Origin of the sequence: Blautia sp. MSJ-36 (genome assembly GCF_018917985.1) — a bacterium.
Lineage (GTDB): Bacteria > Bacillota > Clostridia > Lachnospirales > Lachnospiraceae > Blautia_A.
On sequence record NZ_JAHLPQ010000010.1, the window covers coordinates 87,752 to 99,974 of the forward strand.

The following is a 12,223-nucleotide window of genomic DNA, read 5'->3' on the forward strand; positions in this document are numbered from 1 at the left end:
CCTGTCAGACCAATATTTTTATTATAAAGATATTTTTTTCAAAAGTAAACACGCCAAATTTTACAAATCCGGGCGGCATTTTCCGCTGTATTACGCAATTATGTATATGCTTTTGTTACACTCTGCGACTGTTTTCCACATCCCCCAACGCAAAAATGCAGATTTTCCACAGAAATCGCATTCTTTCCCGTGGAAAACCTGCATTTATCATAGTTTCTACTCTACTTCATTTTTTCCGTTGCCCTGCGTACGCACATCAGGCAGGTAGGCAGGATATAGCAGCTTGCGGAAATCCAGGCCGCCTGATCCGCACAGCAGATCGCCGTGAATCCATAAGTTCCCACAAATCCCACACTGACGATCACGCGCGCGATCATCTCCGTCACTCCGGAGAACACAGCTCTGCCGGAATATCCCAGTCCCTGTGTCACCATACGGTTTACATTGAGAATACCAAGACTCCAGAAGAAAAATCCAAGGTATCTCAGATATTTTGCGGAGGCATCCAGCACATCCACCGCACTCTTATTTACAAAAATCAGTGTCAGCGTCCGGCCGCCAAAGATCAGCACCACTCCGATCAGAGCACCGTACGCAACTCCAATGGTAACTGCCTGGCGAAGTCCTTTTCGGATCCGATCCGGCTGTTTTGCTCCCAGGTTCTGGCTGCAGAACACAGAAGCTGCCGTTGAGATCGCATCAAACGGACACATGGCAAACTGTTTGATCCTCATAGCCGCAGTAAAGGCAGATACATAAACACTGCCCAGACCGTTATTTGCAGACTGCATCACCATACTTCCGATGGCAGTGATGGAATACTGAAGTCCTGTGGGAATTCCCATCAGAAGAAGTTCCTGTACCGCTTCTTTTCTCATATGGCGGTCAGCTTTCCCCAGCCACATCAGTTCCATCTTCCGGGAGATCACAAACAGACAGCAGATTCCGCTGATGGCCTGTGCCGTGATGGTGGCAATGGCAGCTCCCGCACATCCCCATTTCAGAACAACAATGCAGAACAGATCCAGAAAAATATTCAAAACTGCCGCAAACGCCAGAAAGATAAACGGTGTCCTGCTGTCACCCACAGATCTTAAGATACTGGACAGATAATTATACAGCAGCGAAAACGGGATCCCCAGAAAGATAATGAGGATATAACGATACGCATTGGCATAAATATCTGACGGCACTGACAGAATATGCAGAATCTGGTTGCACAGGATCGCACACATAGACGTAAGCACAATCGCAGCTCCTGCAGTAAGCACTGCGCCGTTAAATATGTAATTCCGCATGGTATCATGCTTCTCTGCCCCGAAATATTTTGCCACAGGAACACCGAAACCGGCGCAGATTCCTATGCAGAAACCAAGGACTAGAAACTGCACGCTGCTGGTGGCACCTACGCTTGCCAGGGCCTTCGCTCCCAGAATCTGGCCTACAATGGCCGCATCAATAATGTTATAAGTCTGCTGCAAAAGGTTACCCAGAAGAAGGGGCAACGCAAACTGCACCATCAGCTTCAGCGGATTTCCCTTTACCATGGATGTTGACAATTCATTCACCTTCTATCTTTTCTGTGCTGGTTATTTCTTTTTCTTACGGATATGTATCTCCGGAATTGCCACATTGTCGTAGGTGATCGGCTCATCTTTTGCCTTATCATCTATGTCCGCATCCTCACCGGTATGTACCTCCGGTACTGCAACATTTTCGTTTATGATCTTGTATTCTTTTGATTTCTTTTCCTGTCTTTTTCCAAAAATTTTCTTTCCAAACATCTCGATCCCTCATCCCCTGTATTTTATCGAGTCATCCTGTCCCCGCCTGTGCATCTGCCTGGTACATTCCGTTTAGCCGCACACTCACGGGACAAAAACTTATAAGAAATTGATAAAAAATGTAATCGTCAGACTGTTCAGGAAATCCGCAAACAGACTTCCTACCAGCGGCACAAGAAGATATGCTTTTACAGAAGGCGCATATTTCTCGCAGACAGCCTGCATATTTGCCATGGCATTTGGTGTGGCTCCCATACCGAAACCACAGACACCGGAAGAAAGTACTGCCGCATCGTAGTCTCTTCCCATAACATTGAACACCACAAAGTAAGCAAATACAAACATCAGCAGCACCTGACCTGCAAGCAGGATGACCAGCGGAAGTGCCAGATCTGCCAGCTGCCACAGCTTCAGTGTGATCATGGCGATTCCCAGGAACAGGGAAAGGCTGATACCACCGATATCGTTGATCTCACCCATGTAAATCGTGAACTTGCCGGAATACTCACCGATATTACGGATAAAAGCTGCCGCGATCATGGCTCCGATATAGATCGGGAAGGTCATGCCTGTTTTTGACAGCAGATCCGATACAATGGTTCCGATTCCGATGGCAATGATCAGCTGGAATACCGCTGCCGGATACATACTTGTGTGACGCTCGTGTTTCTTTTCCTCCTCAACAAGAAGGCTGTCATCTTCCTGGACAACCGTATCCAGAAGATTTTTTTTCTCGATCAGTCTCTTGCCGATAGGGCCGCCCATCATACTTCCGGCGATCAGACCGAAGGTTGCACCTGCGGTACAAAGTGTACTTGCTCCCGCAACTCCGAAGTCCTCAAGAACCGGTCCGAAAGCACCTGCTGTACCATGTCCTCCAACCATGGGAATGGAACCTGTACAAAGTCCGATCAGCGGACTGATGTGCATCAGCTTCGCAAGTCCCACTGCAAGGAAGTTCTGGGAAACGATCAGAACAATGACCAGGCCCAGAAAAACGATCAGTGCCTTTCCACCGCTTTTCAGGACTTTCAGGTTTGCCTGAAATCCCACGGAGGTAAAGAAAAATACCATACATACTTCTTTCAGTATATCATTAAAAGAAAATTCCACAAGCCCTGTTGCATAACAGATGCAGGTAAAAATCGCAAAAAGCACTCCGCCTACAACCGGTGCCGGAATACAGAACCGATCCAGCACTTTAAACTTTTTTTTCAGGAAACTACCTAACATTAAGACAACCACCGCAACAGCAATCGTCTGATACATATCCAACTCAATCTTCATCATTTGCTTTCACTCTGGTCGCCTTTCTCTGTCGTTACATCCATCCCGCAGGATTCATAATACTTCGCTGCTCCTTCGTGGAATGGAATGGTGATTCCGTCTGTGGATGTCTTTTCTTCCAGTGTGATATCTACAGGAAGGGAATACTGAAGCTCCTGTCTGTTGTCAAATAAAAGCTTCGTGATATCTTCTACTGTCTGTGCGCTCAGCTTATCCCCTGCAAGGAGAACTGCCTTCACGCCTACAGTCTTCACCGCTTCATCCTGGCCTTTGTAGGTTCCTTCCGGAATTTCATATGCAGTATAAAAATCATATGCTTTCAGAAGCTTGTCGATATTTTTCTGATCCAGATCCAGCACCCGGATCTCACACTGTTTAGACAGCTCATCGATCACCGTTGTCTGAATACCTGCAGTACAGAAAAATCCGTCGATCTCTCCGTCCTGAAGCGCCTGGGCTGCTCCGGAATAATCCAGGTTGACGGTATCAACAAGCCCGTCTCCCAGTCCATAGACGGAAAGGATCTGTTTTGCATTCTGTTCCGTTCCGGATTCCTTTTCTCCTGTGCTGACTTTTTTTCCCTGAAGGTCATCAATGGAAGTGATACCGGAATCCGCGCGCACAACCACCTGGCAGGCTTCTGTATAAAGCGCAGCCACCGCACTGTATCCCTGGTATTTCTTATCTTTATAAGAACCCTCTCCATAATATGCATCATTGATCATATCCGCCTGGGCGATAGCCAGCTGGACATAATCATCGGAAAGCAGCCTTAAATTAGCCGCAGAACCGGCTGTTGTTTTTACTTCCAGTTCGTATTTACTGTCATCCGTATTCACCAGATTGGCGATCGTGTCTCCAAGGGCATGATAGCCGCCGCCCAGCGCTGCCGCACCAAACCGTATCCTATCAAAACTGCTGCCACAGCCTGCCAGTGCCAGTACAAGCAGAACACTTAAGATCACTGCCAGTTTCTTTTTCACAATCATCACCTCTCTATATTTTTTTCGAAACAGATTTTATCACAGAGACAAGTGTTTTGTACAGGCGTACACAAAAAAGCACCACAGAAAATTTTTCCATGATGCTTTTCACATATTCACAGATGATCATCTTTGTTCGTATTCTTTCATCCGGCCGCATTCTATAATGAAGTAAACCGGTATCAGCAGGCACAAGGATGTCATCCATGCAAACGGAGTGGAAAAGCACACCGCCCGGTATCCGAAATAAACCGATACAAACATGGCACAGGTAACCCTTGCGACCAGCTCTATGATACAGGCCCCAAAAGGTGCCCATGCATTTCCCATGCTCTGGATCGTCGTTCTGTATACAGATACTGCTCCCAGCAGTATATAAAAAGGAACTACCGTCCAGAGAAATGTATCGGAATAATAAATGATATCCTTTGTGGGATTATTTACAAACATCGGAACAACCAGTCCCTTTCCGGCAAGAAGAAGTACTCCCATAAATATGTTCAGTACTGTGAGCATCAGAAAACAGTCCTTCACTCCCACACGGATACGTTTCCACTGTCTTGCCCCGAAATTCTGTGCCACATAGCTTGCAATGGCAATTCCTACTGCATTATTTACAAGGATTGCAAGCTGATCTACCTTTGTAGCCGCTGTATAACCGGCAATAGCGCTGGTGCCGATATGATTTACCGCCGCCTGCATAGCCAACTGTCCGATACACATAACAGACATCTGAAAGCCCATTGGAAAGCCTATCTTCAGATGGGCGATCAGCGGATTTTTCTCTATGGCCAGAAGCCTGCGTCCTAAACGCATCACCTCAAATTTCTTTGCGGCCACGATCACACAAAATACTCCGGACAAAAGCTGTGCAGCCACTGTCGCAATTGCCGCTCCTGCCACGCCCCATCCAAAAGGTACAATAAACAGAATGTCCAACCCGATATTCAAAAGGGATGAAAAGATCAGAAAATACAATGGTGTCTTGCTGTCTCCCAGCGCTCTCAGCATATTGGAGATCATATTATAAAGTACCGTAGCACCTGTCCCCAGAAAGATGATCAGAAGATAAATATACGCTCTGTCATAAATATCCTCCGGTGTATTCATCCATCCTATGATCGGGTGGGCAAGTAAACTTAAGATCAACGTCAGAAGTATGGTAAATCCAATACTCAGCACCCAGGACGCACTGACTGACTGTTCCATTTTTTTCTTTGAACGCTCTCCGAATGCCTGTCCCAGAAGTATTCCGAATCCGCCTGTAAAACCCTGGATAAAACAGAGTTCAAAATAAACGATGACTGACGTGGCTCCTACTGCTGCCAGCGCATCTGCGCCCAGCGTTTTTCCCACGATCACAGAATCTGCCAGAGTATAAAACAGCTGAAACAGATTTCCTCCGATAACCGGCAGGGAAAACCGGGCGATCACCTTCCACGGTTTTCCCGTTGTCAGATCTTTTGCCATGATGTCTCTCCTCTCCATGTTCGCGTGCACATTTTTCGCATCCAGAGACATACTATATCAGAGAACTATCTTCTCTTCAAGTGTAATTCTGCTTGAGATTCTCAAAATATCAGCATTTTTTTTTTGCGTTTTGTCACTTTATCGTTACATCTGGTGACGTACCACCTTATATTCATCTCCGGAACGGTAATACGGACATTCCTTGTAATCGCTGCTCACAAAACGATAGTATTCATCCTCATCCAGATTGATATCACAGTAATATTCATCGCATTCTTCATCATATGTATAATTTGCACAGTATTCACAGCTAGTTCCTTTCATGGTGATCCCTCCTCTCCCTGCGAGCCGATGTTTCTGCCCGCTGTTCTCCCTGATTATATAGCAAAAACAGGAAGAATTCTATTGCTGAAATTCTTCCTGTTTTTTATGGTTTTAGTCAGGCGGATTCCGCAGTCTGCATTTACTGTATCGCTCTACGCCATGTCAGAACATTGCATTCACAGTTTTATATTTGTAAAGCATCTCCGCATGGTTCTGTTCCTCCACCTGAATGTCCGCCAGAAGTTTCCTTACACTGCTGTCCTCAAAATTAAATACATTTGTATTGTATTCTCCCGAAACAAGCTTCTCCGTTCCGATGCAGTCTGTGGCAAGAAACGCATCATGTTCCTTATCCTCAGAGGACATCACCGATGTGTAAGCAGCGTTTGGCTGATAGTTCCGTCCGTCGCTGTCGTTACAGTCCACCTGTGGAACTGTACCGGAAAGCACCTGGCTCAGGGAATCGTAATGCTCCTGCTCTTTTTTCTGAAGAGTCTGAAATAAGCTTTTAAGCTCCGGATCCCTGGCCTGCTGTGCGTATTTTCCGTATTTTTCAATGCAGCTTTTTTCCTGTGTCTGAAGATCCTGGATCACTGTGCGTTCTTTTTCCTTTAATATCATTATGATCATCCTTTCTTTTGATAATAATGATAGTATGGTTTGGAAACGCGATTTTATTCATATTTTACGCAGTCAGGATCTCCATCAGTGCTCCGTAAAGATCCTTTTCCAGTTCCATAGACTGAAGCTCCGACAAAAGAACCGGCAGCTTCTTTCCGTCTGTGATCAGCTGATATAATCTGTCCTTCAGCACAAAACCGATCTCTGCCTGGTTCAGGAAATCAAAGACACGCTCTTTTGTCTGATTATCTGCCACTTCGCCAGCGAGAATGATCTGCACCTCTGCCGCTGTGTCTGCTTCTACTTCCACACAGATCTTCTGAAGCTTCTCTTCATATTTTGCAGCAGCCTCAGTCTCTGCTCCGTTAACCAGAACCTTCACAGTATCTGTTCCTGTTTTCGCAAAATTACAGAACTCCACGGTATAAGCTCTCTTTGCCGGGATCAGCTCTGTTTTTCCCTGTGCGGGATGAATGGTAAACACTCCCTGATCCTTTTCCTTATAATCCATTTCCGTAAATACACAGGCACCATTTTCGTAAGCACAGGTTTCGTTGTCATCCTCATACAATCTGAAGCTTCCGTCAGCACCCGGGAATACCCGGATATTCAGGCTTTCCGGATTCTTTTCCGCCTCTGTTCCACGGATCTCATCGGTCATCACCAGAATACCGCCTGCTTTTGCAAGAACCGGGATACTGTCCAGAGTACGGTACATATCCACCATTCGTCCACCCTCATAGCGCAGACCTGTATAAATATCATACCATACCCCATCCGGCAGCCATACTGCTGTCTTTGCTACATTAAGGCCTTTTACTCTCGGTGTTGTCACAGCCGCTACCATCAGCTGGTCTCCGAAAAAGTACTGATTTTTTACTGCATATGCCTCCGGTGCCTCCGGATATTCATAATACATCGGCTCCACCAGAGGAAGATCTTCCTGATAGCTTCTGTAGTTCATTGTATAAAGATACGGCATCATTCTGTGGCGCTCACGGAGAGCTTCTTCCATGACAACCTCTGTCTCCTTTTTGAAACGCCACGGCTCTTTTCCGTTGAAGTCACTGCATGAGCTGTGAAGACGCATGATCGGGGAAAAGATCCCGTACTGTGTCCAGCGGGCGGTCATCTCGTCATCCTTATAGCCAAGCATATGTCCGCCGATATCATGGCTCCACCATCCATAACCGATGTTGGAAGCTGTGGATGTAAAATACGGCTGGAAATCAAGGGAATCCCAGGTAATATGAGTATCTCCGGAAAAGCCTATCGGATATCTGTGGCTTCCGGGACCTGCATATCTGGAAAAGGTCATGGGACGTTTTCCGCTTCTGGCACTGTCCAGGAAATGGAAGTGGTTGAAGATCCACAGAGGATCAAGCCCTTCGATCTTGCAGTTGCTTCCCTGCTGCCAGTCGATCCACCAGAAATCCACACCTTCCTCCTCTCTCGGATGATGAAGATATTTGAAATAGGCTTCCATAAATTTCGGACTTGCCGGATCGCATACTACCGGATCCTCATTTTCATAATCCACACCCATGGCCTTTGCCATGTCCTCATACATTTCTTCCCAGCCCTGTACGCCGTCTGCAGGATGTACATTTAATGTGGTACGCATTCCTCTTTTATGTAAACCATCCAGGAAACGCTTCGGGTCCGGGAAGAGCTCTTTATTCCAGGTATATCCGGTCCAACCGCTTCCGTATTTCGGGTCAACATCGGTCACATGCCAGTCCATATCAATGACTGCAACTGTGAACGGGATATTTTTTTCCTGGAATTTATCCATCAGCTCATTGTAGCTTTCCTCAGAATATTTATAATATCTGCTCCACCAGTTTCCGAGAGCAAACCTTGGAAGCATCGGTGTTTTTCCGCAGAGTCTGTAAAAATCATGAAGTGCTTCTTTGTAGTCATGTCCGTATCCGAAGAAGTACAGATCCTTGATGCCTTTTCTTCTTGGCTCGATCCAACCATCCGGCAGAAGCACCTGTGACCTGCTGTCATCCACCAGAGAATATCCGAACCTGGAAAGAATACCATGCTCCAGCTCTGTTGCTCCGTCCACCATATCCAGCGTTCTGGCGGTTCCCTTCAGATCATGGATCTCTTCTCCGTAGTGCCAGATGCTGTGGTAAGCGCTTAAGTTTCCTTTTACCTGAATGCTCAATCCCCAGCTGGTAAATTCCTTCTCATTATAAATAAGGTGGATTCTTTTCGTATGGACCTCGATCCCATCCTCTGTACGCACTACACGATAGTCCGCTTTTGGAAAATCCCTGAAAAACACCATCTGCGTGGGGCGGTCCTCAAATACGCCCTCCTCATCATACTCCAGACGGATCAGTCCCTCTGTAAGAAACGTAATCCTGTATTTATCCCCTGTGATCATATTTTCACTTAACGCCAGGGGATGTGTTTCTACTTTATATATATCCTGCATTTATGTCCCTCCGTTTATTATCTGTATGCCATCAGCCCTTTACAGCAGATGCTGCGATTCCGGCGATAAACTGTTTCTGGAAGAACAGATAGATCAGAAGTACCGGGATGATGGAAATGGCAGTTGCCGCAAACAGTGCACCATAATCTGTGGAATACTGTCCGTTAAACATCTTAAGACCAACGGCAAGAAGCTGTTTGTCTTTGTTTGTAATTACCAAGTATGGCCACAGGAAATCCTCCCATGTCCAAAGGAACTGGAAGATCGCAATACTGAAGATTCCGTTTTTTGACATCGGTAATACGATCTTGTGGAAAATATAAAACTCATTGGCTCCGTCAATTCTTGCCGCCTCCAGGATCTCGTCCGGAAGTGCGGAGATATGCTGCTTCATCATAAAGATTCCGAAGCCGCTGAACATAGCCGGGATGATCAGTGCTTTGTAGCTGTCCATCCAGCCAAATGCCTGGATCATGGAATACTTCGGGATAATGGTAACACACCACGGGATCATCATAGTAGAAAGTACGAATCCGAAAAGAACATTTCTTCCTTTAAATTTGTATTTACTCAGTACAAAACCACAGATAGTACTTGTATAAATTACGATCAGAGTGATCACTACCGTAATAACAATACTGTTTAAAAAGAAACGGATAAAATTAAAGTGTGCGTTCATATTGATGTAGTTATCAATGATGAATTTCTGCGGAAGAAGATGCTGCTCCAGAGCCATGATCTCCTGATTTTCCTTGAAGGATGAAAAAAGCATCCATACAAAAGGATATACGGTAACCACTCCAAGGATCAGAAGGAGTGCATTTAAAGCAATACTGCTGACTTTTCTTTTCATGAATGTTTTCCTCCTTTAATCTTCTTTTCCGGAAACACGGAATGATAACCAGGTAAATACTGCTGTAATAACGAACAATACAAAGGACAGTGCAGATGCATATCCGAAGTTGTATTTTACAAACGCTTCATCATAGATGATGTAGGATGCAAGGTAAGTTGCTGTTCCGGGACCACCTTCTGTCATGATCAGGATCTGAACATATGCCTGAAGGTAGGAAATAATAGAAGTGATGATAACGAACAGTGTCATAGGCTTCAGCAGCGGAAGTGTGATGTAACGGAACGTCTGCCATGCGTTGGCGCCATCTACTTTTGCGGCCTCAAGAGCATCTGTCGGAAGAGAATAGAGACCTGCCATGTACATAACAACTGCGTATCCGAAATCCTTCCAGATGGTCATGATCATAATTGCAGCAAGGGCAGTTTTCGGATTCATCAGCCAGTTTACATCCAGTCCGAAGATCTTATTGATGGTACCGATCTGAGGATTGTACATGAATTTCCATACAAAGGCTACGGCTACCATAGGAGTTACAACCGGCATGTAATATACAGCTCTGAAAAAGCTTTTATATTTTATCAGTGTGGAATAGATCGCATAGGCGATTCCAAGTCCAAGACCTACACGAAAGAAAATAACTACAACAGAGAAGATCACTGTGTTCAACATGGATTTTCCAAACAGAGCACTGGTAAATACATCCTTATAATTCTCAAGTCCCAGGAACCGGTAAGTACCGCTCAACGGGTTCCACTCATGAAAGCTTCCTGCAAAAGCGATTCCAATAGGTACGATCAGAAATACCGTAAAAAAGATCACCATTGCCAGAACAACGATATTTCTCAAAATGATCTCGCTTTTGCTCTGCAGCGGATTTGTTTTTTTAAACATCGATGCATCCTCCTTATCTTTTCGATACACATCTTTTTGCTGAGAAAGGCGCACCCTTTTCCAAGTGCGCCTTTCTGCTCTGATACCTGCGGATTGCTCACGGCATCTTTTTATTTTGCATACTCATAAAGGTTTTCTACAGATTTGAATGTACTGTTCTTCATATCCTTTGTGATGTTGGCTTCTGCCTCGTCCAGAGCAGTATCGATGTCAACACCGTTGAAGAATACATCCTCTCCTGCTTTTTTCAGAGAAGTCTCCATGGTTGCAGGCATCGGGCCCGGCCAGATATAGTGGTCAATGTGCTCGGAAAGAACCTGCAGAGAAGGATTCTCAAGGATCTTCTTATTATCTGCCAGAGATTTCTTAGCCGGGAAGGTACTCATTGCCAGGTTAAATGCGATCTGTGCGTCATCGTTTGCCAGGAAATATTTTACGAAGTCCTGTGCAACTGCCTGCTGGTCAGCCGGAGCGTTTTTGTTTACACCAAAGGTAGACTCACCGTTGTAACGGTTGTAAGCATATGGCTCGCCGTCAAAGGTCGGGATCTCAAATACGCCAAAGTCGATGTTGCTCCATGTTGTTTTCAGAGTGTTGTAGTAGTGTCCCCACTGGATGACCATGGCTGACTGTCCCTGTCCAAAGCTGTCTGCTGCTTTCTCACCGAAGTCCTTGGAACCGATGCCATCTACGTCATACATATCTACCAGCATCTGCATTACCTTCTTCATTGCATCAGAGTTTACATTCGGAGTAACTCCGTCTTCCTTGAAGAGGTTTTCTCCCAGCTGATAATTCAGGCCAAGGAGGTAATTCTGATGGAAATCATCGTTGAAGTTCAGACCTGCCTGAACGATCTTGTCACCGTCTTTAATAGTAAGCTTTTTGGCAACCTCGATCATCTCGTCCCAGGTCTTCGGGATATCAGCATCTGTCAGACCTGCTTTCTCCCACATATCTTTGTTGTAGTATACAGATCCGGTCATCATACCGTAATCAATATAGTAAACCTTTCCATCGATCACATGGGCGCTTACACCATTGAAATCTGCCTCCAGATCCTCTGTGGGGATATCAAGAGGAGCCATGTAATTGATCAGGTTCTCATGGTAGCTGTTATGTACGTTGAAAATAGCCGGTCCGTTGTTTCCATCCAGTGCAAGAGGAAGCTTGGTCCAGTAATCCTCCCATGGGTTATCAACAAGATTGATCGTTACATTTGGATGAATGGCTGTGTATCCGTCGATGATCTGCTGGAACAGCTCGTCACTGCCCCACTCCCAAAGCTCTACGGTGATGTCTTTTCCATCATTGATCTCCACGCTTGGGTCATATTTGACCGTATCTCCGAAAGGCTCTGTAGGTGCCTCTGCCTTGGCTTCGGATTTGCTGTCACTTCCGGCAGAACTTCCTGTACTGCCACATCCTGTAAATGCAGTTACAACCATTGCTGCAGCAACTACCGCTGCAAAAACTCTCTTTTTCATGCATTACCTCTTTCTTTCCGGTATTTTCCTGTTTTTTGACTACGTTTTCCGTTCCTTTTAGTTTAGCGCTA

11 protein-coding genes are annotated in these 12,223 nt (G+C 45.5%); all 11 read right to left on the reverse strand.

From position 1 onward, the window contains the following. Positions 1–221: 221 nt before the first annotated feature. Positions 222–1,559 (reverse strand): MATE family efflux transporter, encoded by a 1,338-nt coding sequence (locus KQI39_RS09310; protein WP_253293133.1) that lies wholly within the window; start codon positions 1,557–1,559, stop codon positions 222–224. Positions 1,560–1,589: 30 nt separating this feature from the next. Continuing rightward, positions 1,590–1,784, reverse strand: a complete 195-nt coding sequence (locus KQI39_RS09315; RefSeq protein ID WP_177290783.1) for a hypothetical protein — start codon at positions 1,782–1,784, stop codon at positions 1,590–1,592. 99 nt (positions 1,785–1,883) lie between these two features. Beyond that, positions 1,884–3,071 (reverse strand): sodium/glutamate symporter, encoded by a 1,188-nt coding sequence (gene gltS, locus KQI39_RS09320; RefSeq protein WP_216418019.1) that lies wholly within the window; start codon positions 3,069–3,071, stop codon positions 1,884–1,886. Further along, the gene (locus KQI39_RS09325) at positions 3,071–4,060 is read right to left on the reverse strand and encodes a TAXI family TRAP transporter solute-binding subunit (RefSeq protein ID WP_216417980.1); all 990 of its coding nucleotides are present in this window, start codon (positions 4,058–4,060) and stop codon (positions 3,071–3,073) included. Before KQI39_RS09325 ends, gltS begins: the two co-directional genes overlap by 1 nt. A gap of 120 nt (positions 4,061–4,180) precedes the next feature. After that, positions 4,181–5,524 carry an MATE family efflux transporter gene (locus KQI39_RS09330; RefSeq protein ID WP_177290781.1) on the reverse strand — a complete coding sequence of 448 codons (1,344 nt, stop codon included), beginning with the start codon at positions 5,522–5,524 and terminating at the stop codon, positions 4,181–4,183. Between the two features lie 144 nt (positions 5,525–5,668). Then, entirely contained in the window at positions 5,669–5,848 is a 180-nt protein-coding gene (locus tag KQI39_RS09335; RefSeq protein ID WP_148446323.1) for a DUF6472 family protein, read from the reverse strand. A 162-nt stretch (positions 5,849–6,010) separates the two neighbouring features. Further along, complete coding sequence (locus KQI39_RS09340) at positions 6,011–6,469, reverse strand: ferritin-like domain-containing protein (protein WP_148446325.1); 459 nt, start codon at positions 6,467–6,469, stop codon at positions 6,011–6,013. A gap of 64 nt (positions 6,470–6,533) precedes the next feature. Next, entirely contained in the window at positions 6,534–8,918 is a 2,385-nt protein-coding gene (locus tag KQI39_RS09345; protein ID WP_216417982.1) for a glycoside hydrolase family 31 protein, read from the reverse strand. A 31-nt stretch (positions 8,919–8,949) separates the two neighbouring features. Continuing rightward, positions 8,950–9,771 carry a carbohydrate ABC transporter permease gene (locus tag KQI39_RS09350; protein WP_216417984.1) on the reverse strand — a complete coding sequence of 274 codons (822 nt, stop codon included), beginning with the start codon at positions 9,769–9,771 and terminating at the stop codon, positions 8,950–8,952. A gap of 15 nt (positions 9,772–9,786) precedes the next feature. Beyond that, positions 9,787–10,665: a carbohydrate ABC transporter permease gene (locus tag KQI39_RS09355; protein ID WP_216417986.1), complete on the reverse strand. Its 879-nt coding sequence runs from the start codon at positions 10,663–10,665 to the stop codon at positions 9,787–9,789. Between the two features lie 110 nt (positions 10,666–10,775). After that, the gene (locus KQI39_RS09360; protein WP_216417988.1) at positions 10,776–12,152 is read right to left on the reverse strand and encodes an extracellular solute-binding protein; all 1,377 of its coding nucleotides are present in this window, start codon (positions 12,150–12,152) and stop codon (positions 10,776–10,778) included. Positions 12,153–12,223: the final 71 nt, after the last annotated feature.

Bases quoted from the DNA above. Each gene is read 5' to 3' on its own strand.
- KQI39_RS09350 (WP_216417984.1), bottom strand. From the start codon at position 9,771: ATGAAAAGAAAAGTCAGCAGTATTGCTTTAAATGCACTCCTTCTGATC.
- KQI39_RS09340 (WP_148446325.1), bottom strand. From the start codon at position 6,469: ATGATATTAAAGGAAAAAGAACGCACAGTGATCCAGGATCTTCAGACA.
- KQI39_RS09360 (WP_216417988.1), bottom strand. From the start codon at position 12,152: ATGAAAAAGAGAGTTTTTGCAGCGGTAGTTGCTGCAGCAATGGTTGTA.
- KQI39_RS09345 (WP_216417982.1), bottom strand. From the start codon at position 8,918: ATGCAGGATATATATAAAGTAGAAACACATCCCCTGGCGTTAAGTGAA.
- KQI39_RS09315 (WP_177290783.1), bottom strand. From the start codon at position 1,784: ATGTTTGGAAAGAAAATTTTTGGAAAAAGACAGGAAAAGAAATCAAAA.
- KQI39_RS09335 (WP_148446323.1), bottom strand. From the start codon at position 5,848: ATGAAAGGAACTAGCTGTGAATACTGTGCAAATTATACATATGATGAA.
- KQI39_RS09325 (WP_216417980.1), bottom strand. From the start codon at position 4,060: ATGATTGTGAAAAAGAAACTGGCAGTGATCTTAAGTGTTCTGCTTGTA.
- KQI39_RS09355 (WP_216417986.1), bottom strand. From the start codon at position 10,665: ATGTTTAAAAAAACAAATCCGCTGCAGAGCAAAAGCGAGATCATTTTG.
- KQI39_RS09330 (WP_177290781.1), bottom strand. From the start codon at position 5,524: ATGGCAAAAGATCTGACAACGGGAAAACCGTGGAAGGTGATCGCCCGG.
- gltS (WP_216418019.1), bottom strand. From the start codon at position 3,071: ATGAAGATTGAGTTGGATATGTATCAGACGATTGCTGTTGCGGTGGTT.